Below are 22534 nucleotides of genomic sequence, written 5' to 3' on the forward strand. Positions count from 1 at the left end.
GTCAGTACGACAGGGTCAGGTTGATGAACAGGCCCTTGGCCCGGTCGGCCTGCCCGCCGCCGATGTTGAAGCGGTATTGCGTCGTCAGGTCCAGATAGGACATGGGCGCGGTGTAATGGCCTTCGCGGAACCAGTAGCGCAGGTTGAAGCCCGGGCCGGCGCCCATCGACCACGAGGTGCTGTCGCCAAATAGCCGGAAGGACTCGGCGCCTTCGATGTCCAAGCCCGTGACGCGGTTTTTGTTCCACAGCCAGTCCGCGCCGATGACGGCATAGGGAAAGAACACCAGCCGCTCGCTGATGGCGTCCAGCCGATAGCTGCGGCCCACGCGCAGTTCGCCGGCGCCGAACGCCTGGTCGCGCTTCAAGCGGCCCGATGACTTCTCGCTATCCACGCCCGTCGTGTTGTCGCGCAGCCAGAACTTGGCCGGCATGTCCTGCCAGGAATAGCCGGCCTGCACGTAGCCTTCCATCGTGAACCAGTCAGGACGGTCGATGCGCAGCGTCGTGCCTTCGTACAAGCCGTAAGTGACATAGGCCAGCCAGCCGCCGCTGCCGGCGTCCGTCTGGTAGTGCGCGGTCTTGTTGCCAAGGGCGGGGGCGCAGCGCAGCTCCTGCGGGGCCGGGCTGAATGTGCCGCGGCGCGTGGCGCTGCCCAGGTTGAACTGGCGCTCCAGGCCGAACGTCAGGCCCACTTCGGTGGATGGCGTGAAGCGCATGCCCAGCGACCCGATGGTGGTGGGAATGCCAGAAATGCCCTGATTGGTGGTTTCTGCGATGTCGACCGTGCCGGCGCAAGGGTCGGACACGGTCTGGCTGGCGGTCCGGCTGCCCTCGTCGTACAGCGTGTTGGACAGGCGCCCGTACAGTTCGAAGGTGCGGGTCGACGAATTCAGGAAATCGGATGGCCGCCAGAAGATTTCCGTAGTGCTGAATACGGCGTCGCCGGGCACGGTGATGGCTGCGCCGCCCAGCCCCGACGACGCGGGCCGCGCGCCGCGGTAGCCGGCCGAAAAGTAGCCGCCCCATTCGCGCGACAGGCCGCCGATGGCGTTGCGGGTGTCGAACCGCTGCTGGGGCGTGAGGTCCAGCTTGCCCGCGTCGTTCTCGTCGATGGCGGTCTTCAGGCGATCGACCGCGCCGCGCTTGTCTCCCGTGCCGGCCAGCGCATAGCCTTCGTCCAGGATCACCGTGGGCGGCGCCTTGCCGGTCGCGCGCGCCGCCTGGAAGTCCTGCAGCGCCAGCGTGGGCTGGCGCATGCGCTGGTGCAGGTAGCCGCGCTGCATCAGCAGCGCGGGATCGTCCGGCTGCGCGGCCAGCGCCTCGCTCATGCGCGTATTGGCCTCGGCCAGCTGCGCGGCGTCGCCCGCCGCCAGCGTGGTGGTCAGGAGACGCTGGTATTCCTTGTTGGCGGGATCCTGTTCGACAGCCTTGCGCGCCTGGCCGATGGCTTCCTGGTAGTCCTCGCGGGCATAGGCGGCGTAGGCCAGCGAGGCCGGGCCGCCGCTGCCCGCCGCGTCCGACGGCAGCAGTTCGCACGAGGTGCCGTACGGCGTGTCGCGGCAGTCCTGCACGGGCGCGGGATAGTTCGCCAGCGTCAGGGTGGCGGGAACGGCAGGGCGCGCGCGGGCGCGCTTGATGCGCTGCGCCGCGGCCTCGTCGTTGCCGCCCAGCGGTTCGACCAGCGCCAGCGCGCGCGCGTTGTCGCCGGCCGCCAGCGCGGCGTCGGCCGCGATCAGGCGCACATTGCGCCGCTGTTCGTCGTCCAGCCAGTCCTGCTTGAGCGCCGCGTCGAAGTCCGCGTCGGCTGCTTGCGTCTTGCCCTGGCGCTGGCGCAGATAGCCGCGCAAGAGCAGCGCCACGGTGTTTTCGTCGTCCTGCTGCATGGCGTCCGTGGCGGCCGCCTCGGCCGCTTCAAGCTGGTTGTCCAGCATGAGGGCCGTGATGAGCAGCAGGCGGTGGCTGGCGCTGTCCGGCGCCAGCGCGACGGCCTGCCGCGCCAGGGGCACCGCATCGCCCGGACGGTTCGCGATCAGCGCCTGATAGCCTTCTTCGGCGGGCTTGACGGCCATGCGGCGCTTGAGCGTCTGCTGCCGCGCGGCCAGATCGTTCTTGTTCGGCGCGCCCAGCGCCATGGCCTTGGCGGCCGCCGCCTCGGCGTCGGCGTACTTGCCCTGCGCTTCCAGCGCGTCCAGCCACAGCATGGCCCACGCGCCCTGTTTGGGATCGATGCGAAACGCGCGCTCGGCGCCGCGTTCGGCGGCGGCATAGTCCGCGCGGTTGTAGTCGGCGTACGCGCGCGTGGCGATGGGAAAGCCGCGCTGGTAGGCGCTGCTTGGCCGGGGGGCTGAAGCGGCCGACGCACCGGCAGCGGGCGCGGCGGGGCTGGCCGCAGCCGGGCGCAGATTCGCGCGCGCCTGGCGCAGGGCGCGTGTGTCCAGGCCGCTGGCGATCGCGTCAGCCGCCGCCTTGTCGGCTTCCTGGATCTTGCCCTGCTTCTGCAGCGAATAGATCAGCAGCAGGCGCAGGCGCTCGACGTCCGGTCGCAGCACGATGGCCGATTCGGCCTGCTGCTGCGCCAGCGCGTAGTTGCCGGCGTCGTAGTTCCGGTAGCCCTCGTCGGCAAACTGCCACGCGGCGCCCTCCAGCGGCGCCTCGGCCCGGGACTGCGCCTGCGCGCTCACAGGCGCCGCGGCCCAGACACAGGCCAGGGCCGCGGACAGAACGAGCGATCGGGGAAAGGACGTCATGGAACTGAGGGTTTGGTCGGGGGCGCGGCCGGCGGTTCGCCTTGCCCGGCCTGTTGGAATCGGATGGCTTCGTGCAGCGTGCTTTCGTCCAGCCATCCCTGTTCGGTCAGGATCTGGCCCAGCGGTTTTTTCTCGCGCGCCTGGATCGTCAGCGCCTGCTCCAGCGTGGACTGGTCGATGGCCTGCCACGACAGCAGCAGCTCGCCCAGGCGCTGGCGCTGCTGCGCCAGCTGATCCGTGGACGGAAAATCGTGCATGGTCTTGTCCCACGCCAGCCGCTTGCCCGTGATCAGGTGGCCGATGAACAGGCGCCAGGCCCGGGCGGCTGCCATGGCATTGATGAAATTGCCGACGATCATCCGTGGAACCGACAGCAGGGCATGTTCCCAGCCGTACATCCGGCCGACGAAGTAAGCGCGCTGCACCACGCGCAGCAGCAGCGCCACGGCGTTGGCCCACATCAGCGTCACCAGCCAGCCGCCGGGCCGGAAGTACGACGGGTAATACACCGTCCACCACCCAAACAGGTCGGCCAGGTAGAAGACGAAGAAGTTCGCCAGCAGCACGTAGGCCAGGATGGCGATGAAGGACGTGACCAGGCCCTTGCGATCGCGAAAGAGCAGGTACTTGGTCGCAAGCGACCCGGTCCATCCCACCTGCTGCCAGCCCTGCAGCCCGATCCCCAGCGTCCAGCGCGCCTTCTGCCGGTAAGCGGTGCGGAAGGTGTTCGGAAAGTATTCGCGCACGCCCAGCGGCATGCGCAGCGGCGCGATGCGTTCCTTGCCCATGCCGAACCACGATTGGCGGCGTGTCACGTATTCGACCGGGAATTTGCCGAAGATCTGGCGCATGCCGCGCTGCGCCAGGCGCGCGCCGATGTCGTAGTCCTCGGTCAGCGTGTCCGTGTTGAACGGCTGGTTGTTCGTCTCGGCGGCCAGTTCCACCAGCGCCCGGCGCGAAAAGCACGTGCCCACGCCCGCGGAGGGCACCATCCTGGACAGGCTCTCGCGCACCACCAGGTCCTTGGTGTGCCATTCCGCGAACTCGTCCATGTAGGTGCCCGCCACCAGCTCGTACCAGTGCCGCTCCAGCGACGTCACCGGCAGCTGGATGAAATCGATGCGCGGCAGCAGGTAGTTGTAGTACTTCAGTTCCAGCGGGTGCAGCACGTCCTCGCTGTCGTGCAGGATCACGCCGGCAAACGGCACGGGCTGCTTGGCGTCCTGCGCGAAGATCGCCTGCACGATCCAGTTCAGGCAATCGGCCTTGCAGGTCGGGCCGTCGTGCGGCACCTCCACGCGGACCAGCTGGCGATATCGGCGCCGCATCCGCTCCACTTCCTTGATCGTTCGCTCGTCGTTCTGGTAGGTGCCCGCGAAGATCATGTAGTTCTTGTATTCCAGCGTCGACACCATCGTTTCCAGCATCGACGCGATCACGTCGTACTCCAGCCAGGCCGGCACCATGATCGCCAGCGGCTGCTCTTCCTTGGCGCGCAGTTGCTCCGCGGTAAGCGGCGCGTAGCGGCGCTTGACCGTCAGCCGGCGCCGCAGCTCGCGCACCCAGTACCAGCCGTCGATGAACAGGTCATCCAGGCTGGACAGCAGGATGATGACGCCCACCACGGCGGTCACGACCTCCAGCCCGCGGTAGTAATCCGCGATCAGGTAGGGCCAGTAGAGCGAGGACATGTCGACCGGGCCTTACTTCGAATCCTTGCTCTTCCTGCGGCTGACGCGCATTGCGAAGATCAGGATCAGAAGCAGCACCAACAGGCTGATGCTGATGGCCGGCACGCTCCACGAGATATACCGCCGCCATTCGAAGAAGGCGCTTTCGCCCGCTCCGGGCGGATGGCTCGCGTCCGGATTGTCGCTGTCGATCCATGCCACCGGACCCGTCGCTCCGATGATCGCGATGTTGCCGCGATTGAGCACAAAGGGCGCGTCCGTCATGCCGGGCTGCTCGCCCAGCGTGTGCCACAGCACGCCGTCCTGGCCCCCGGCGCTGACGACTTCCGCGGTGCTCAGTTGGGCAAGCCCGGAAATGTCCAGCCACGTCGTGTCCTTGCCCGCCACCTGCAGCTGCTTGCGGTCGGTGACTTTGACGGCAGGCTTGGCGCCTTCCACCTGCAGTTCCATCGCCAGGAAGGCGCGCGCGGGTTTGACTGCCTGGCCGGCGGGCGACACCGCCAGCTCGGCGCGCGTGGCCGATACGCCGCTGGCCGCGGCGATGCCGATCACCCGCTTGATGTTGGCGGGCGCGTCGGCCAGATAGCTGTCGGGGATCAGCACCTGCGGCGATCCCGCCATCTGCGGCAGCAGACCCACGAAGGTGCCGTCCGGCTGCGACTTGCCGGGCTTCACATAGCTGGTCGGCAGCACGTTCACGGGATAGCCCTGCGGAATCTCGTTGCAGTCCACCGACACGGGCTGACGCTGGAACGTCACGCGGACCGCATTGGTCACGCCCAGCGCGTAACCCGGCACGCGCGCCGTCAGCCGCTCCGGCCGCCCATCGGCCTCAAGCTGCCTGGCGCCCAGCAGGATGCCATTCCAGAACACCGAGGCCACGGGGCGCGTGGTCGACGCGCCAGGCGCTGCCGCCACGTCCATGACAAGTTCATCCGGCACGCGGCCATCACTGGTCACGGCAGCCAGCGGAAACGAGGTGTTCCAATCCCCGCGCGCCACCACGTCAAAGCTGGCGGACGAGCCGCCCAGCGCCGACAGGCGCACGCCGCCATCCTGAAGAGACTGCGGCGGGACGGCCGTTTGCACCTGCACCTGGCGGCTGGCCAGGATGCGGCGCCACGCGGTGTCGAAGACCCCTGCGCCTTGCGCGCCCGCATCGGCCGCAAGGGCAATGACCGCCTGCCGGCCCAGGGACATCAGCCGGATCTCCTTGGACGGCAGGCCGGCGCCCGCCAGCGGCATGCGCTGCTGGCGCCACGCCTTGAAGGCGTCCGCGGCATCGGGGTCCGACGCCAGTTGGGCCTGCAAGGCGTCCAGTGCCTCGCTGTATTTTTGCGTCAGCGCCGCGTCGGCAATCACGACATCGCCGGCCACGGCCGGCGCGCCCATCACCAGCAGGGCGCCGATTTCCGCCGGGTTGGCGAGCTTATGGGTCTCCTTGCCCGTCACCGCGGCAAACGCCGGCACTTGCGCCAGGCCGGCCGGCGCTTGCAAGCCCCGCGTGTCCACGTCCTCGCCCACCGCCGGAAAGGCCCTGACCGCCACGCGCTTGCCGCTGCGCTCCATCGCCACACCCATGCGCCAGGCGCTGTTAAAAGCCTGCTGCTCCAGCTTGCGGCCGGCGACCATCAGCACGGGTTTGCCGGGCAGCGAGCCCCATGCATCATCCAGGTTGTTGATCGCGGATGCGTCATAGCGATAGGTCAGCCGCGTCTGCGGCGAGATGGTCAGGGCGTTGCCTGTGGCACGGTTGCTTTCACAATGGCGCAGCGCGATGTCGGACTGCCAGTCCACGCCCACGCGCAGAAATCCGGACTCGCGCGTGCGCCGCTCCACGGCCAGCGTCCGGCTGGCCGACCCGTCGCCATCGGCGATGCGCTGCGCGGCTTGCGGCACGCCGTCCAGCCACAGCACCATGCTGGTCCGGCCCGGCTCGCCCTTGGTGTAGCGCGCGTCGAAATCCAGCCGGGCGTCCGTGACCGGCACGCCGCGCGGCACCGGCATATAGAACTCCTGCCGCGCATCGCTGTTGGACAGGACCACGGGCTCGTTGATGCCCAGGTCCTCCAGCGTGGTGCTGCGCGTGACCATGTCGTCGCTCTGCAGCCGGCGCAACGCGTCGCCGGCCGGACTGGCCATCGCGGCCAGCGGCGCCAGCAGCCCCGCCGCGATCAAGGCGCGGCACAACGTACGGACATCGGTGGCTTGTGAGGAGAGGGGCATGAAGACTCCGGGCAGGAAGGGCATCGCGGCAAGCATCAGAAGGAGGAGGGGGCGGTAGCGTGGGGAGCGAATTCGGAGACGGCGCGGCCGCAAAGCGCATCGACGATGCGCTGGCTGGCCTTGCCGTCGCCATAAGGATTGATCCGCCGCGAGAAGGCGCCGTGCAGCGCGGGGTCATCCAGAAGGCGGTTGACCTCGGCGACGATGCGCCGCGTGTCGGTGCCCACCAGCGCCACCGTGCCGGCCTGCACCGCTTCGGGCCGCTCGGTCACGTCGCGCATCACCAGCACCGGCTTGCCCAGGTAAGGCGCTTCTTCCTGCACGCCGCCGGAGTCGGTAAGGATCAGGTGCGAGCGCTGCATGAACCAGACAAAGTCCAGGTAATCCAGCGGCTCGATCAGGTGGACATTGGCAAGCCCGGACAGTTCGGGCATCACGACGCCGCGTACCTGCGGATTCAGGTGCACCGGGTACACGATCTGCAGATCGTCCCGCTGCGCCAGTTCGGCCAGCGCCGCGCAGATGTTGCGGAACCCCTCGCCAAAACTCTCGCGCCGGTGGCCGGTCACCAGCAGCAGCCGGCGGTTCGGGTCCAGCCATGCATACCGCGTCTGCAGCATGCGGGTGAGCGCGCTGCCGGCGGTCAGCTTGGCGCACGTCATCGCCAGCGCGTCGATCACCGTATTGCCGGTCACCGTAATGCTGCCCGCCAGGTTTTCGCGCAACAGGTTGCCGCGCGATTGCGCGGTCGGCGCGAACAGCAGGTCGCCGATCGCATCGACCACGCGCCGGTTCATTTCCTCGGGGAAGGGCATCGCCAGATTGCCCGTGCGCAGTCCGGCCTCCACATGACCGATGCGCACGCGCCGGTGAAAGGAGGCCAGCGCGCAAGCCGATGCCGTGCTTGTGTCGCCATGCACCAGCACGCAATCCGGCTTCTCTGCCTCCAGCACGCCGTCCACCCGGCTGATCAGGCGGGCGTACAAGCCGTTCAACGTCTGGTTGGGTACCATGATGTCCAGGTCGTGCTGCGCCTTCAACTCAAACAGCGACAGCACCTGATCCAGCATCTCGCGGTGCTGGCCGGTGACGCACACCACGCTTTGAATCCGCGGCTCGTGTTGCAACGCGGTAACCAGCGGAGCCATCTTGATGGCTTCGGGACGCGTGCCGAATATCGACAGCACTTTCATAGCGAGAATCGGCCTCCCCACGCCGGCGGCATTTTCTTGCGTTCATTTTGTCTTGAAAGCATTCGTAATATGTGTCGAACTATGTCATCGGTCCGGCGGCATTGTGTGGGTGGGCGATTCCCGTTGCGCGATCACGCCGCAGGAGGGGCAGACACTTCATCCAAAATTTGGGGTCGAAACCCGGGCGGTCGTTTCTGCCGGCAAGATAAAGCATGAAACAATAAAATTTCGTTATGAACGCCCGTGTCCACGGCGCCGTTTCATGCGGACGGAGAGGTTGCGTTGCAAAAGGGGGCCGTTGCAAGGATAATCACGATTAATTCTTATTTAGATTTCCGGGCGTCCCAGGATGGCTCGAGGTCCTTCTACCGCCGTGGCCAGCGACACGCCGTCTTCCCAGATCGAATCCCTTTACTCCCACCATCACGGATGGCTGCATGGGTGGCTGCGCCGCCGCCTGGGCGATTCGTGCGATGCGGCGGACCTGGCGCACGACGCCTTCGTGCGGCTGATCCAGAAACCCCGCCGCTTCGATAGCGCGCCCGAAGCCCGCGCCTATCTGCGCGCCATGGCCAACGGCATGTGCGTCGACCTCTGGCGCCGCCGCCAGATCGAGCAGATGTGGCTGCAAGAGCTGGCCGCGCGGCCCGAAGCTCTGGCGCCATCGGCCGAACATCAGGTCATCGTGATCCAGGCGCTGCTGGAAATCGACGGCATGCTGCGCAGCATGCCGGTCAAAGCCGCCAATGCGTTCGTCATGGCGGTCGCCTGCGAAATGTCGGACAAGGAAGTGGCGCAGGAGCTGGGCGTGTCCACCCGCATGGTGCGCAAGTACGTCGCCCAGGCGATGCTGCACTGCCTGATGCTGGAAGCGCGGTCCGTGGTGGCTGATGCGCCGGCGCATCTCGCGGCGTCCTTGGGAACCGGTCCGGCATGACGCACACGGATTCAGCAAGAGGACCGGCATGAACGGCTTGCTGCCGCCGGCCGAACCCTCGCATCTGGCGCTGGAGCAGGCCGCAGAATGGTTTGCGTTGCTGCGCTCCGGCGAGGCCACGGCCGACGAGCGCCGGGGCTGGCAGATCTGGCTCGATCGCGCGCAGGAAAACCGGACCGCGTGGCGCTACGTCGAGCGCATCAGCAGCCATTTCCAGCCCGTCCAGACCAGTCCCAGCCGGGACTCGGCCGCGAAGGGCTTCTGTGCCGCCAATAGCCGCATGGCGCGGCGCCGCCAGATGCTGCTGGGTCTGGCTGCGCTGGCCGGCACGGGCTTGTCCGGGCTGGCGGCCTGGCGCCTCACGCCCTTGCCGGGCGCGGTGCTGGCCTGGACGGCGGATTACCGCAGCCCGACCGGCGAGGTCCGCCGCATCGAGCTGGCCGACGGATCGGTGGTCTGGCTAAGCACCGGCAGCGCGTTCGACGAGGATTACCGCGCAGGCCTGCGCCGTCTGCGTCTGTTGACCGGTGAAATCTTGATACAGGCCGCGGCTGACCCCGCGCGGCCATTTGTCGTCGATACGCCACAAGGACGCGTCCGTGCCCTTGGCACCCGATTCACGGTCCGGCTGGAAGGCGACGAGACCCTGGTCGCCGTCTTCAAGGGCGCCGTCCAAGCCCGCACTGCCGCCACCGGCAGCACCCGCGTCGTCCAGACAGGCGAGCAGACGCGTTTCACGGATGCAATGCTCGCCGCCACGCAATCGGCCGATCGCGCTCGCGAAGCCTGGGCGCGCGGCATTCTGGTGACCAACGACACGCCGCTCTCCGATGTCGCCAGCGAATTGCAGCGCTATCGCGGCGGCGTAATACGCGTCGCGCCAGAGATCGCGCATCTGCCAGTCATTGGCAGCTATCCCGCCACCGACCCCGATCGGGCGCTGACCATGCTGGAAGCGGTTCTCCCGATCCGAGTCCAGCGCACCTTGCCGTGGTGGATCAGCATTCAGCCAAGAAGCGGCCCGCCCACCGGCCGCTGACGTGAACCCCGCGCTGCCAAGGCGCACCTTCGCACCCGTGGCGGCCAACGTTTGGCTCAACCCTGCGGCCGCCATTGCAGCGGCTCCCGCCCCCGCATTGCAAAAAACTTCTCCCGCCCGGTTCCGCTTTTGAGGTTCTCGTTCGATTCCCCTAATGAGAGCGAATTCAATCGCACGGCTCGTCGATAAACCTCATCGGAACCTAAGTTCGTCATGCCCCGTCATTCAGTCCCCGCCGCCGTTTGGCCGCCCCTGTCGCTTCCCCGCCTTGCAGGCGGCTTTCGCCTGACCCGCCCGGCGTGCCTCGTGCAACTGGCGATTGCGGGCGGCGTGGCGGTCCTGGCCGGGTGGGCGCCCGACGCCGCCGCGCAGACCGCGATCGTTCAACCGCCTGCGCCGGCCTCCGCGCTCGCGTCGCGGCACTATGACATTCCCGCCGGCCCGCTGGGCACGGTGCTCGCGCGCTTCGCCAGCGAATCGGGCGTGCTGGTTGCCGGCGCCGGCGAACTCGCGCAAGGCCGCCACAGCCCCGGCGTGTCGGGCGACCTGACCCCGCAGGCTGCTCTGAACGCCTTGCTGGCCGGCACCGGTCTGGCGGCTTCACCCGCGCAAGGCGGCAGCTTTGTGCTGCATCGCGCGGCGCCGGCCAGCGGCGTGGCGACGCTGGCGCCCGTCACGGTGCAGGCCGACGGCGTCGGCGCGACGGAGGGATCGCACAGCTACGCCATGACCGGACCCTTGTCCTTTGCCACCGGCCTGCCGCTCACGCAGCGCGAGACGCCGCAAACCGTCAGCGTGATGACGCGCCAGCGCATCGAGGACGAGGGCGTCGACAGCATCGGGGCGCTGCTGGATCGAACCGCCGGCATCTCGGTACAAAACATCGGCGCCAGCCGGTTCTCGATCCTTTCGCGCGGCTACAACATCGACAATTACCAGTTCGATGGCGTCCTCACCGCGACCGACATCGTGTCGCAGAACGTGCCGCAGAGCCAGACAGACCTGGCCATCTACGACCGGGTCGAAGTCCTGCGCGGCGCAACCGGCCTGCTGACCGGCGCAGGCGATCCGTCGGGCACCGTCAACCTCGTGCGCAAGAAGCCCACGCGTGAATTCCAGGGTTACGTCAGCGCGGGCGCCGGCACCTGGGGCCGCGGCCGCGGCGAGCTGGACGTGGGCGGCCCCATCAACGAGGCCGGTACGTTGCGCGGCCGCTTCGTTGCCGCGCACGAACAAGGCAACACCCATATCGACTACTACAAGGAAAACAAGACGGTCTTCTACGGCGTGATGGAGGCCGACCTGACGCCCGACACGCTGCTCACGGCGGGGGTCGACTACCAGAACAACGATCCGCGCGGACAGTCGTCGTCCGGTCTACCGCTCTTTTACAGCGACGGCCAGCAGACCAATTTCAAGGCATCCGACAACGCGGGTGCACGCTGGAACACCGACGAGCTCAAGGTCTACAACGCCTTTCTCAATCTCGAGCACAAGTTCGCCAATGACTGGAAGCTCAAGTTCTCGGGCAACTACCTGCACGGCAAACGCGAGTTCTCGTCGGCCGACGCCAGTTGGGGTTTCGTCGAGCGCGACACGGGCGACGGCGTGCTGTTCTATGGCGGCCTGGGCAGCGCCCGCCAGCGCCAGACCGGCTTCGACGTGCAGGCAGCCGGACCGTTCGAGTTGTGGGGACGGCAGCACGAGTTCGTCGTGGGGATGAATTGGGCGCAGTTCAAGAACTATCACCAGCCAGCCGATGACGACATCGAAGGCCGTGCCGTCAACATCTACGACTGGGGCAACGACACGCCGAAGCCGAACGTGTCTGGCCAGAAGCTCATGGACTACGACGGCTGGCAGAAGCAGCAAGGCGTCTACTCCGCGCTGCGCCTGAAGCCCACGGATGATCTGGCCGTCATCGTGGGGGCGCGTGTCAGCAACTACCGCTACAAGCTCTCGCAGATCTACACGTCGCCCGAGTGGGCGCGCAACAACAAGATCACCGAGATGAGCGAAAGCGGCGTCGTCACGCCTTACGCCGGCCTCGTCTACGACCTGAACGACCAGCATTCCGTCTACGCCAGCTACACCAGCATCTTCAAGCCACAAAGCGCCCGCGACCGCGACGGCAACGTGCTGGACCCGCGCACCGGCGACAACTACGAGATCGGCTTGAAGAGCGACTACTTCGGCGGCCGCTTGACCAGCGCCATCGCGCTCTACCAGATCCGCCAGGACAACCTGGCCGAAGTGGACGAGGGCCAGTTCGTGCCCGGCACGGTGCGAGAGCCGGCCTATCGCGCTGTCAGCGGCGCCAAGACGTCTGGCCTGGATGTCGAGCTCAACGGCGAACTGGCCCCCGGTTGGCAGGCGGCGTTGAGCTACAGCTACAGCATCACCCAGGACGGCGCGGGCGAAACCATCCGCACCATCTTCCCGCGCCACATGGCCAAACTGTGGACCACCTACCGCCTGCCCGGCGCATGGCATCGCCTGACCGTGGGCGGCGGCGTCAACTGGCAAAGCCGCATCTACTACAGCGCCACCACCTGGTCCCTGCCCGGCGTGACCCTCAAGGGCGAGCAGCCGGCCTACGCCGTTGCAAACCTGATGGCGCGCTACGACTTCAACCGCCAGGTCTCGGCTACGCTGAACCTGAACAACGTGTTCGACAAGAAATACCTGCAGGGTCTGGACACCACGTTCTACACCGGCATCTACGCACCCACGCGCCACGCCATGCTGACGGTGAAGTACCAGTTCTGACGCGGGGCGCCGACTCGGCCGCCGGGTGGGGGCAGGCTGACGCGGGCAGCCCAATGCGAGTAAGGTACGGGGAAGGCCTTATTGCCCGGCACACCGGCCTGTGCCGCCAGCAGGAACCCGCACACCATGAAGACACATCACGCAGCGCTGCGGCTGCTCCTTGCCGGAGCAGCCCTCGCATCCCTCGCAGCCTGTGCCGACACGCCGCAGCAACCGCGCAGCAACGTGGACTACCGCAGCCGGCCGTTGGATTCCCCGGCAGGGGCAGATTCCAACCCGTCCGGCCAGCGCCTGACCATCCAGTCCGGCGAGGGCGAACGCTTGAATCTGCCGTGGTTCATCGAGGGCGCGCAAGACTGGATCAACCGGCAGTGACGCCGCAATGCCGGCGGGCCCGCCAGGCTCAGACGAAAAAAATCCTCAAGGATCTGCATCCTTGAGGATTTTTGGTTTCAGCTGACGTTGCTGAACGGAATTTGGTGGAGCCGGGGGGAATTGAACCCCCGTCCGCAAGCCCTCCGCAACCAGTTCTACATGCGTAGTCGATTTATTTGGTTTTAACTTTGGACTTAGCCAACCGACAGGCCGGACCAAAGCGATTCACGTAATTTAAATCTGAGCCGTGTGACCCCAGCGCAGACCGATTCCTTGTGAATGTCGCTGCTGCGGTTCGAGGGTTACCCCCCTAGGAAGTTGCCTTCCTCCGCCTGACCCAAGGACAGATCAGTGCAGCGGCTCACCGCTTAAGCGGCGAGAGCGAAACGCTCGTCGTTGGCGTTTGTAGTGTTCCAGTGGTTTAACGAGCGTACTGGTGCTCGGCATGCCCTGAGTTGTTTCGCGACCCACGTCGAATCCGGATCGGCCCCAAGAACCTCTATTGTACTGTCAAACGCAATAGCCTGCCATCGCGCAATTGCCCGCCGGAACCGGCGTGGCGGCCAGGACACCGGCGCCGGCTCAGATGGCGTTGGCGCACGCCGCCTTGGACTGCCGCCGGCCGCGCGCCACCGCCATCATCAGCGCGGCCAGGCCCACGGAAACCGCCACGATGATGGCTGCCGCGCCGCCCAGCGCCGCCAGGCCGTAGTGGTCGATCACGTGCCCGCCCACCACGGCGCCCAGGCCGATGCCGATGTTGGCGCCCGAGATGTTCAGCGACGCGGCAAAGGCGGGCGCTTCGGGGGCGGACTTCATCAGCCGCACGTGGCAGACGATGAACAGCGCGGCCTGGGCGATGCCCCAGATTCCCAGCGCCACCGCCAGCAGGCCATGCGACTGCATGGCGGGCGCAACGAACGTCAGGCCCACGGCCATCAGCGCCGAAAAAAGGGCCGTGGCGCCCAGCGGGCTGCGGTCCACGAGGCGCCCGCCCAGCGTGTTGCCGGCCAGTCCGACCGCGCCGAACGCCATCATTGTCCAGCCGACGGTCTCGCCGTCAAACCCGCCCAGGCGCTCGAGCATGTCGGCCAGGTAGGTGTAGGCGGTGAACATGCCCGTGAATACCAGCAGCGACAGCAACACGTGACTGACCACCATGGGATCGCGCAGGATGCGCAACTGCGTGACGAGGCGCACGCTGTCGGCCCGGACGCGCGTGCAGGGAAAGGTCAGGAGCAGCAGCAGGGCCTTGGCGAATGCCACCGCGGACAGCACCCAGAATGCGGCGCGCCACCCGAAGGCGTCCGAGATCAGCACGCCGATGGGAATGCCGAACACCGTGGCGGCCACGATGCCGAAGGCCACCGTCGAGATGGCGCGTCCGGCGCGTGCGGGTCCCACCAGTTCCACGGCGGTGGCGCTGGCCAGCGACCAGAACACCGGCAGCGCCAGCGCCGGCACGAAGCGGGCGATCGCCATGATCCAGATGTTGGGCGCCACGGCCGCCAGCGCATTGGACAGCCCAAACAGCACCAGCACGCCGATGAACAGGCGCTTGCGCTCCATGTTGGCCATGAGGGCGGTGAGCAGGGGGCCGGTCGCCGCGACGGTGAAGGCGAACAGCGTCACCAGCAGGCCGGCCTGGGAAACGGTGACGTTCAGGTCGCGGGCAAGGCCGGGCAAGAGGCCCACGATCAGGAACTCGGTGGTCAGGATGGTGAAGCCGGCGGCGGAAAGAAGCAGGATGGGCAAAAGCATAGGCATTCCGTGGGCGCGAGGCCGGAAGGCGCCGCGCGTGCAGGGAGTTGAAGGCAAGGTCTAAAAGGTCTGGCGTGCGCCACGCCAGGCGGGCGGGGCACGGTGCGACGGGACGCTGAGGGCCGTCAGCACGGGGAAATCGCCGCGGCCTGCTTGGGCCACGACGCCGGCATGCGCCGGTAGCGAAGCGATCCGAAAAAGCCGGAGCGCGGTGTACGGTTCACACTTTAGGGGAGATTGCGGGGCGGATAAAGCCCCGGCGCCCGGATAGATTGTTCGGTCAGTTGCGCTAATGAGGCCGAACAGTGGCGGGCACCAGGCAGGTGCGGGCGCCGCCCCGGCGGGACGGGCAGCCGCCGGGCCGCCCGTGCGCGACCGTCAGCGCAGGTCGCGCGGCAGCAAGGGCTCGATGGCCGCCCACAATTCCGTGGGCGAATTGGCGCAGGTTTCCGCCTGCCAGGCGATGACGTTGTCTTCTTCGCCCACGTACCCATAGGCAGCCGCCACGGCGGGCATGCCGGCGGCGTGGGCGGCCTGGATGTCGCGCAGGTCGTCGCCGACGTAGACGCAGCGGTCGATCTCAAAACCCGCTTCGCGCGCGGCGTGCTGCAGGGGCAGGGGGTGGGGCTTGGCGTGTGCGGTAGTGTCGCCGCAAACCAGCACGGCGCCGTCGCGCGTCAGGTCCAGGAATTCGACGATCGGCAAGGTCAGGTAGGTGACCTTATTGGTGACGATACCCCAGGACATGCCCCGGTTGCGGATATCGGCCAGCAGTTCCTCGATGCCCGGGAACAGTTTGCTGTGCACCGTCGAGCTGGCGGCGTAGTCTTCCAGGAACTGCAGGCGGGTGGGCTCGTAGTCCGGATGACCCGGTTGCAGGTCCAGCGCCACGCGCAGCAGGCCTCGCGCGCCCTGGGACGCCACGGGACGCAGCGCCTCGTATGCCATCGGCTCCAGGCCGCGGCGGGTGCGCTGACGGTTTGCGGCGGCTGCCAGGTCGGGGGCGGTGTCGGCCAGGGTGCCGTCGAAATCGAACAGGATCAGGGCGCTCATTTACGGGTAGCCATCAGGTAGTTGACCGAGGTGTCGGACGACAGCGAGTAGATCTGGGTGATCGGGTTGTATTCCATGCCGCGCATGCTCACCGGCTCCAGCGCGGCGCCGCGCGCCGCGGCCGACAGTTCGCTCGGCTTGATGAACTGGTCGTAGGTATGCGTGCCGCGCGGCAGAAGGCGCAGCACATATTCCGCGCCGATGATGGCGAACACGAAGGACTTGGCGTTGCGGTTCAGGGTCGAAAAGAACACCCAACCGCCCGGTTTCACCAGCGTCGAGCACGCGCGCACGATCGAGGCGGGATCCGGCACGTGTTCCAGCATTTCCATGCAGGTCACCACGTCGTACTGGCCAGGTTGCTCGGCGGCCAGTTCCTCAACGGGCACCTTGCGGTACTCCACCTTCACGCCCGATTCCAGACCGTGCAGGCGCGCGATCTTCAGGGACTTGTCGGCCAGGTCGATGCCGGTCACCTCGGCGCCGCTGCGGGCCATGGCTTCCGACAGGATGCCGCCGCCGCAGCCCACGTCCAGCACCTTGCGGCCGGTCAGGCTGCCCGCGCATTCCTGGATCCACTCCAGGCGCAGCGGATTGATGGCGTGCAGCGGCTTGAACTCGCTTTCGGGGTCCCACCAGCGGCTGGCCAGGGCGCTGAACTTGTCGATTTCGGCCTGGTCGGCGTTGACGGAGGCTTGCGCGGTGTCGTGAGTTTGCGTGTTCATGGGCTGTCCGGCGTAAGGCTGCTCTATATATAGAGGGGTCCAGCGCGCTAGGCGAGGAGAGGGCTCGGCGCTGCACCCGAGGGGCACGGCGCAGGCGAAAAAAAGGGCCTCGCTATGCGAGGCCCCTTTATTGTAGCTAGTCCAGCAATTACTTGCGGCTACCCACGATTTCGATCTCAACGCGACGGTTCTGGGCGCGGCCTTCCTTCGTCTTGTTGGAAGCGATCGGCTGCAGTTCGCCCTTGCCTTCCGTATAGATACGGTTGGGGTCGATGCCCAGGCTGACCAGGTAAGCCTTGACCGAAGCGGCGCGGCGCTCGGACAGCTTCTGGTTGTACTGTTCGGTACCGATCGAGTCGGTGTGGCCGACGGCGATGATCGTTTCCAGATCGATGGTGCTGGCTTGCTGAGCGACTTGCTGCAGCAGTTGGCGACCTTCGGGCTTCAGGGTCGACTTGTCGAAGTCGAAGAACGTGTCAGCATTGAACACGACCTTTGCCGCCATCGGGGCCGGCTTCGCCTTCTGCTGGGCAACCGGGACGCCGTCGCAACCGGGGATGCCGGTGGCCGGGGTCCAGAAGGCATCGCGCCAGCACAGTTCGTTCGTACCGTTCTTCCAAACGTCACCGAACGGGTTGCGCCAGTTGTCCACGGTTTGCGCGGAAGCTACACCAGAGGCCGTGACGGCGGCGAAGGCGAGCGCCAGAGCGAATTTGGAGGGTTTGTTCATGTTTCTCCTCGTTGAGCTTGAAGCTGGATAAGTGACTCGCAGCGAACCCCCGCCGCATATCAGGAAAACGGGGCCAGTATAGCAACGCCAAGAGCTGGTTCAAAGGAATAGCTACTGGGTTTCCTGCGTGCTGGAAACAATCTTAAGGCATTTGGGGGGCTTTGGCTTCCCTGGACAGGCGCATTAATGCTGGATATGACGTTTTCGGCACTCCTGCCGTTTCCCATGTTGGTTTTTGACAACAGGGCTGCGGGGCGCGGGTGGGCTTGGCCGGGCGGCGTTTCCGATCGATCCGTCGCGGTCCGCTTGCGGCGCCTTCCGACGGCCCATCCGACCGGTCCCTCAATCGAATGATAGAATTTCCTGTTTACCCGGCCCGGGTTCCTCCTTACACGATTCTGTCGTTATATATATGGATTCCTTTGCCAAGGAGACGCTTCCGGTATCGCTGGAAGAAGAGATGCGCCGCAGTTACCTCGATTACGCGATGAGCGTGATCGTCGGTCGGGCGCTACCGGATGTGCGGGACGGCTTGAAGCCCGTCCACCGGCGCGTGCTCTACGCGATGCACGAGCTGAACAACGACTGGAACCGCGCCTATAAGAAGTCCGCGCGTATCGTCGGGGACGTCATCGGTAAGTACCACCCCCACGGCGACCAGTCCGTCTACGACACCATCGTCCGCATGGCGCAGGATTTCTCCATGCGCTACATGCTGGTCGACGGCCAGGGCAACTTCGGTTCCATCGACGGCGACAACGCCGCCGCGATGCGTTACACCGAAATCCGCCTGGCCAAGATCGCGCACGAGCTCCTGGCCGACATTGACCAGGAAACCGTCGATTTCGGACCCAACTACGACGGCAGCGAACAGGAACCGCTGCTGCTGCCGTCGCGCCTGCCCAACCTGCTGGTCAACGGCAGCTCGGGCATCGCGGTGGGCATGGCCACCAATATTCCGCCGCACAACCTCCAGGAAGTGGTCGACGGCTGCCTGTACTGCCTGCGCAATCCGGCGTGCACGGTCGATGAGCTGATCGAGCTCATCCCGGCGCCGGACTTCCCCACGGGCGGCATCATCTACGGCATGTCCGGCGTGCGCGAAGGCTATCGCACGGGTCGCGGCCGCGTCATCATGCGCGCCAAGACGCACTTCGAAGACATGGAGAAGGGCAATCGCCAGGCGATCGTGATCGACGCGATTCCCTACCAGGTCAACAAGAAGACGCTGCAGGAACGCATCGCCGAGCTGGTCAACGACAAGAAGATCGAAGGCATCTCCGACATCCGCGACGAGTCGGACAAGGACGGCATGCGCCTTGTCATCGAGCTCAAGCGCGGTGAAGTGCCTGAGGTCGTGCTGAACAACCTCTACAAGAACACCCAGCTGCAGGACACCTTCGGGATGAACCTGGTGGCGCTGGTCGACGGCCAGCCCCGCCTGCTAAACCTGAAGCAGATGATCGACTACTTCCTGCAGCATCGCCGCGAAGTGGTCACGCGCCGCACGGTGTTCCAGTTGCGCAAGGCCCGCGAGCGCGGCCACGTGCTGGAAGGCCTGGCGGTGGCGCTGGCCAACATCGACGATTTCATCGCGATCATCAAGGCAGCGCCGACCCCGCCGGTGGCCCGCCAGGAACTGATGGCGAAGTCCTGGGATTCGTCGCTGGTGCGTGAAATGCTGTCGCGCGCCGACGGCGACACGCCGGGAGGCCGCGCGGCGTTCCGTCCGGACGACCTGGGCGTCGAGTTCGGCCTTCAGGGAGACGGCCTGTACCGCCTGAGCGACACGCAGGCCCAGGAAATCCTGAACATGCGCCTGCAACGCCTGACCGGGCTGGAGCAGGACAAGATCGTCGGCGAGTACAAGGACATCATGTCCACCATCGCCGACTTGCTGGACATCCTGGCCCGTCCCGAGCGCATCACGACGATCATCAGCGAAGAACTGCAGGCCATCAAGGCCGAGTTCTCGACCGGCGCCAAGGATTCGCGCCGTTCGGAAATCGAACTGAACGCGACGGAACTGGATACCGAAGACCTGATCACGCCGACCGACATGGTCGTGACGCTGTCGCACGGCGGCTATATCAAGAGCCAGCCGTTGTCCGAATACCGTTCGCAAAAGCGCGGCGGACGCGGCAAGCAGGCCACGGCCATGAAGGAAAACGACTGGATCGACCAGCTCTTCATCGCCAATACGCACGACTTCCTGCTGTGCTTCTCGAACCGCGGCCGCGTCTACTGGCTGAAGGTCTGGGAAGTGCCTCAGGGCACGCGTAATTCGCGCGGCAAGCCGATCGTCAACATGTTCCCGCTGGCCGACGGCGAAAAGATCACGGTGGTGCTGCCGGTCAAGGAATTCAGCGAAGACCACTTCGTCTTCATGGCGACCTCGCGCGGCACGGTCAAGAAGACCCCGCTGTCCGACTTCTCCAACCCGCGCAAGGCCGGCATCATCGCCGTCGACCTTGACGATGGCGACTACCTGATCGGCGCCGACCTCACGGACGGCAAGCATGACGTCATGCTGTTCTCGGACGCCGGCAAGGCCGTGCGCTTCGACGAGAACGACGTGCGTCCGATGGGCCGCAATGCCCGCGGCGTGCGCGGCATGATGCTCGAAGACACGCAGACCGTCATTGCGCTGCTGGTCGCCGGCGACGAAACGCAGACGGTGCTGACCGCCACCGAAAACGGCTACGGCAAGCGCACGCCGATCGCGGAGTACACGCGCCACGGCCGCGGCACGAAGGGCATGATCGCCATCCAGACCACCTCGCGTAACGGCAAGGTCGTGGGGGCGGTGCTGGTCACGCCCACGGATGAAATCATGCTCATCACCACTGGCGGCGTCCTGGTGCGCACCCGCGTCGCGGAAATCCGCGAAATGGGCCGCGCGACGCAGGGCGTCACGCTGATCAACGTCGACGACGGCAGCACGCTGTCCGGCGTGCGCCGTGTCGTGGAAAGCGATGCGGACGACGACGGCGAACTGGACGAAGACGGCCAGCAAGCCGGTGGCGACGACAGCAGCGACGCAGCAGATTCGACGGAACCTACGGAGCAATAATGGCCCGCCCCTGGAACTTCTCGGCCGGCCCCTCGGTCCTGCCCGAGGTGGTGCTGCAGCAAGCCGCTGCAGAAATGTTGGACTGGCACGGCAGCGGCATGTCCGTGATGGAAATGAGCCATCGCGGCAAGCATTTCGTGCAGATCTGCGATGAAGCAGAGTCCGATCTGCGCGACCTGCTGGGCCTGCCGGCGGACTACGCCGTCATGTTCATGCAAGGCGGCGGTTCCGGGGAAAACGCCATCGTTCCCATGAATCTCATGGGACGCCGCGGCGCGCCGGCCGCGGACTTCGTCGTGACGGGCCATTGGTCCAAGCGCTCGTACAAGGAAGCCGGCCGCTACGGCAGCACGCATATCGCGGCCAGCTCCGACCACGCCACCCAGATCGACGGCCGCGAGCAGGCGCCCTTGACCTGGGTGCCGGCTGCCGACACCTGGCAGGTGCGCAAGGAATCGGCCTACTTGCACCTGTGCAGCAACGAGACCATTGGCGGCGTCGAGTTCCTGGATTGGCCCGATACCGCCGACCTGGGCGCGCCCGACGTGCCGCTGGTCATCGACGCTTCCTCGCATTTCCTGTCGCGCCCGATGGACGTGACGCGCTGCGGCATGATGTACGCCGGCGCGCAGAAGAACGCTGGTCCGGCCGGCGTCACCATGGTCATCGCGCGCCGCGACCTGATCGGCCAGGCATTGCCGATCTGCCCGTCCGCGTTCGACTACGCCAACGTGGCCGCCGAACACTCGCGCTACAACACCCCGCCCACCTTCGCGATCTACATCGCGGGCCTGGTGTTCAAGTGGGTCAAGGCCAACGGCGGCGTGGCGGGCATGGAAGCGGCCAACAAGGCCAAGGCCGACCTGCTGTACGGTTACCTGGACAGCACCGGTTTCTACCGCAATCCCATTCATGCGCCCGTGCGTTCGCGCATGAACGTGCCGTTCGTGCTGCATGACGAGTCGCTCAACGACGCCTTCCTGAAGGGCGCCGAGGCAGCGGGCCTCACGCAGTTGAAGGGCCACAAGAGCGTGGGCGGCATGCGCGCCTCCATCTACAACGCGCTGCCGCTCGAAGGCGTGAAGGCGCTGGTCGAGTACCTGAAGGACTTCGAGCGCCGCCATGGATGAAGAGCTGCAGCGCAAGCTGCTTCCCCTGCGCAAGCGTATCGACGACCTCGATGCGCAAATCCTTGATCTCCTGTCGCAGCGCGCCCGCGCCGCGCTGGAAGTGGGCGAGGCCAAACATGCGGCGCACGTCGATGGCCCCGTGCTGCGGCCCGAGCGTGAGGCCGAAGTCATCCGCCGCCTGCAGCAGATCAATCCGGGTCCGTTTCCGAATGCCGGCGTGGCGTCGGTCTGGACCGAAATCATTTCCGCATGCCGCGGCCTCGAGCGCGGCATGACGGTCGCGTTCCTGGGCCCGCAGGGTTCGTTTTCGGAACAGGCCGCGCTGGAACACTTCGGGCATGCGGTGCAGAAGCTGCCTTGCGCCTCGTTCGACGAAGTCTTCCGCGCCGTTGAGGCCGGACAGGCCGACGTGGGCATGGTGCCTGTCGAGAATTCGACCGAAGGCGCCGTCAACCGCAGCCTGGACCTGCTGCTGAACACCCCGCTCAAGATCCTGGGCGAGCGTTCGCTGGTGATTCGTCATTGCCTGATGTCGCAATCGGGCAGCATGGACGGCATCAAGACCATTTCCGCGCATCCGCAGGCGCTGGCCCAGTGCCAGGGCTGGCTGACGCGCAACTATCCCGACGTCGAGCGCGTGGCCGCGTCCAGCAACTCCGAAGCGGCGCGCGCTGCCGCCGGGGATCCGACCATCGCGGCGATTGCCGGCGATGTCGCGGCGCCTGCCTGGAACCTGCAGATCATCGCCGCTGGCATCCAGGACGACCCGCACAACCGCACCCGCTTTCTGGCGATCGGCAACATCGAGCCGCTCGTCAGCGGCAAGGACAAGACCAGCCTGATCCTGGCGGTGCCAAACCGCGCGGGCGCCGTCTATGAAATGCTGGCGCCCATGGCCGCCAACGGCGTGTCGATGACGCGCTTCGAGTCGCGCCCGGCACGCACCGGCCAGTGGGAATACTATTTCTACGTCGACGTCCTGGGCCACCGGAACGACCCGAATGTCGAGCGCGCACTGGCAGCCTTGCAGGCGCAGGTTGCCTACCTCAAAGTGCTGGGCTCTTACCCGGCGCAGTGAATCCC

Annotated in this window: 15 protein-coding genes and 1 other RNA gene; 7 read left to right on the plus strand and 9 right to left on the minus strand. The window is 66.4% G+C overall.

Annotated elements, in window-relative coordinates:
* Position 1 precedes the first annotated feature (1 nt).
* From V6V88_RS07010 to wecB, 4 genes are read right to left on the minus strand one after another with little or no spacing between them, the layout of a single operon-like run.
* Positions 2-2749: a hypothetical protein gene (locus tag V6V88_RS07010; RefSeq protein WP_338618591.1), complete on the minus strand. Its 2748-nt coding sequence runs from the start codon at positions 2747-2749 to the stop codon at positions 2-4.
* Positions 2746-4440, minus strand: coding sequence for a glycosyl transferase family protein (locus V6V88_RS07015; protein ID WP_062838594.1), 1695 nt, complete (start codon positions 4438-4440; stop codon positions 2746-2748). Before V6V88_RS07015 ends, V6V88_RS07010 begins: the two co-directional genes overlap by 4 nt.
* A 12-nt stretch (positions 4441-4452) precedes the next feature.
* Positions 4453-6666, minus strand: coding sequence for a cellulose biosynthesis cyclic di-GMP-binding regulatory protein BcsB (locus V6V88_RS07020; RefSeq protein ID WP_338618594.1), 2214 nt, complete (start codon positions 6664-6666; stop codon positions 4453-4455).
* A gap of 35 nt (positions 6667-6701) precedes the next feature.
* Positions 6702-7859 (minus strand): UDP-N-acetylglucosamine 2-epimerase (non-hydrolyzing), encoded by a 1158-nt coding sequence (gene wecB, locus V6V88_RS07025; RefSeq protein ID WP_062838595.1) that lies wholly within the window; start codon positions 7857-7859, stop codon positions 6702-6704.
* A 349-nt stretch (positions 7860-8208) separates the two neighbouring features.
* Here wecB and V6V88_RS07030 point away from each other — a divergent pair, with 349 nt between their 5' ends.
* From V6V88_RS07030 to V6V88_RS07045, 4 genes are all read left to right on the plus strand, one after another.
* A complete protein-coding gene (locus V6V88_RS07030) occupies positions 8209-8796 on the plus strand; it encodes a sigma-70 family RNA polymerase sigma factor (RefSeq protein WP_338618596.1) in 588 nt (195 codons plus the stop codon).
* Between the two features lie 28 nt (positions 8797-8824).
* Positions 8825-9835 (plus strand): FecR family protein, encoded by a 1011-nt coding sequence (locus V6V88_RS07035; RefSeq protein WP_338618598.1) that lies wholly within the window; start codon positions 8825-8827, stop codon positions 9833-9835.
* Between the two features lie 306 nt (positions 9836-10141).
* Positions 10142-12604, plus strand: a complete 2463-nt coding sequence (locus tag V6V88_RS07040; protein WP_338618600.1) for a TonB-dependent siderophore receptor — start codon at positions 10142-10144, stop codon at positions 12602-12604.
* Between the two features lie 126 nt (positions 12605-12730).
* Complete coding sequence (locus tag V6V88_RS07045; protein ID WP_056322221.1) at positions 12731-12979, plus strand: hypothetical protein; 249 nt, start codon at positions 12731-12733, stop codon at positions 12977-12979.
* Between the two features lie 102 nt (positions 12980-13081).
* Here the strand turns inward: V6V88_RS07045 and ssrA are convergent.
* The 5 genes from ssrA to ompA all read right to left on the minus strand — a co-directional run bounded on the left by ssrA (position 13082) and on the right by ompA (position 17248).
* Positions 13082-13470, minus strand: a transfer-messenger RNA (tmRNA) gene (gene ssrA / locus V6V88_RS07050).
* A 91-nt stretch (positions 13471-13561) separates the two neighbouring features.
* Positions 13562-14740: an MFS transporter gene (locus V6V88_RS07055; protein WP_223574695.1), complete on the minus strand. Its 1179-nt coding sequence runs from the start codon at positions 14738-14740 to the stop codon at positions 13562-13564.
* 378 nt (positions 14741-15118) lie between these two features.
* A complete protein-coding gene (locus V6V88_RS07060; protein WP_280002313.1) occupies positions 15119-15793 on the minus strand; it encodes an HAD-IA family hydrolase in 675 nt (224 codons plus the stop codon).
* A complete protein-coding gene (gene ubiG, locus V6V88_RS07065; RefSeq protein ID WP_062838601.1) occupies positions 15790-16518 on the minus strand; it encodes a bifunctional 2-polyprenyl-6-hydroxyphenol methylase/3-demethylubiquinol 3-O-methyltransferase UbiG in 729 nt (242 codons plus the stop codon). The genes V6V88_RS07060 and ubiG overlap by 4 nt, the downstream gene beginning before the upstream one ends.
* 148 nt (positions 16519-16666) lie before the next feature.
* On the minus strand, positions 16667-17248 hold the full coding sequence (ompA, locus tag V6V88_RS07070) for an outer membrane protein OmpA (protein ID WP_062838602.1): 582 nt from the start codon (positions 17246-17248) through the stop codon (positions 16667-16669).
* Between the two features lie 412 nt (positions 17249-17660).
* Between ompA and gyrA the strand changes: the two genes are divergently transcribed.
* The 3 genes from gyrA to pheA are packed head-to-tail and all read left to right on the plus strand — an operon-like array spanning position 17661 to position 22529.
* Positions 17661-20321, plus strand: a complete 2661-nt coding sequence (gyrA, locus tag V6V88_RS07075) for a DNA gyrase subunit A (protein ID WP_056322234.1) — start codon at positions 17661-17663, stop codon at positions 20319-20321.
* Positions 20321-21451, plus strand: coding sequence for a 3-phosphoserine/phosphohydroxythreonine transaminase (serC, locus tag V6V88_RS07080; protein ID WP_062838603.1), 1131 nt, complete (start codon positions 20321-20323; stop codon positions 21449-21451). The genes gyrA and serC overlap by 1 nt, the downstream gene beginning before the upstream one ends.
* Positions 21444-22529, plus strand: a complete 1086-nt coding sequence (gene pheA, locus V6V88_RS07085; protein ID WP_338618606.1) for a prephenate dehydratase — start codon at positions 21444-21446, stop codon at positions 22527-22529. The genes serC and pheA overlap by 8 nt, the downstream gene beginning before the upstream one ends.
* Positions 22530-22534 lie beyond the last annotated feature (5 nt).

This window comes from Achromobacter sp. E1, from assembly GCF_037039475.1.
Classification (GTDB): Bacteria; Pseudomonadota; Gammaproteobacteria; order Burkholderiales; family Burkholderiaceae_B; genus Achromobacter; species Achromobacter mucicolens.

Excerpts from the sequence above, each read along its gene's own strand:
- gyrA (WP_056322234.1), top strand. The coding sequence starts at position 17,661 with ATGGATTCCTTTGCCAAGGAGACGCTTCCGGTATCGCTGGAAGAAGAG.
- wecB (WP_062838595.1), bottom strand. The coding sequence starts at position 7,859 with ATGAAAGTGCTGTCGATATTCGGCACGCGTCCCGAAGCCATCAAGATG.
- pheA (WP_338618606.1), top strand. The coding sequence starts at position 21,444 with ATGGATGAAGAGCTGCAGCGCAAGCTGCTTCCCCTGCGCAAGCGTATC.
- V6V88_RS07035 (WP_338618598.1), top strand. The coding sequence starts at position 8,825 with ATGAACGGCTTGCTGCCGCCGGCCGAACCCTCGCATCTGGCGCTGGAG.
- V6V88_RS07015 (WP_062838594.1), bottom strand. The coding sequence starts at position 4,440 with ATGTCCTCGCTCTACTGGCCCTACCTGATCGCGGATTACTACCGCGGG.
- V6V88_RS07030 (WP_338618596.1), top strand. The coding sequence starts at position 8,209 with ATGGCTCGAGGTCCTTCTACCGCCGTGGCCAGCGACACGCCGTCTTCC.
- V6V88_RS07045 (WP_056322221.1), top strand. The coding sequence starts at position 12,731 with ATGAAGACACATCACGCAGCGCTGCGGCTGCTCCTTGCCGGAGCAGCC.
- V6V88_RS07020 (WP_338618594.1), bottom strand. The coding sequence starts at position 6,666 with ATGCCCCTCTCCTCACAAGCCACCGATGTCCGTACGTTGTGCCGCGCC.
- ubiG (WP_062838601.1), bottom strand. The coding sequence starts at position 16,518 with ATGAACACGCAAACTCACGACACCGCGCAAGCCTCCGTCAACGCCGAC.
- serC (WP_062838603.1), top strand. The coding sequence starts at position 20,321 with ATGGCCCGCCCCTGGAACTTCTCGGCCGGCCCCTCGGTCCTGCCCGAG.
- V6V88_RS07060 (WP_280002313.1), bottom strand. The coding sequence starts at position 15,793 with ATGAGCGCCCTGATCCTGTTCGATTTCGACGGCACCCTGGCCGACACC.
- V6V88_RS07055 (WP_223574695.1), bottom strand. The coding sequence starts at position 14,740 with ATGCTTTTGCCCATCCTGCTTCTTTCCGCCGCCGGCTTCACCATCCTG.
- V6V88_RS07010 (WP_338618591.1), bottom strand. The coding sequence starts at position 2,749 with ATGACGTCCTTTCCCCGATCGCTCGTTCTGTCCGCGGCCCTGGCCTGT.
- ompA (WP_062838602.1), bottom strand. The coding sequence starts at position 17,248 with ATGAACAAACCCTCCAAATTCGCTCTGGCGCTCGCCTTCGCCGCCGTC.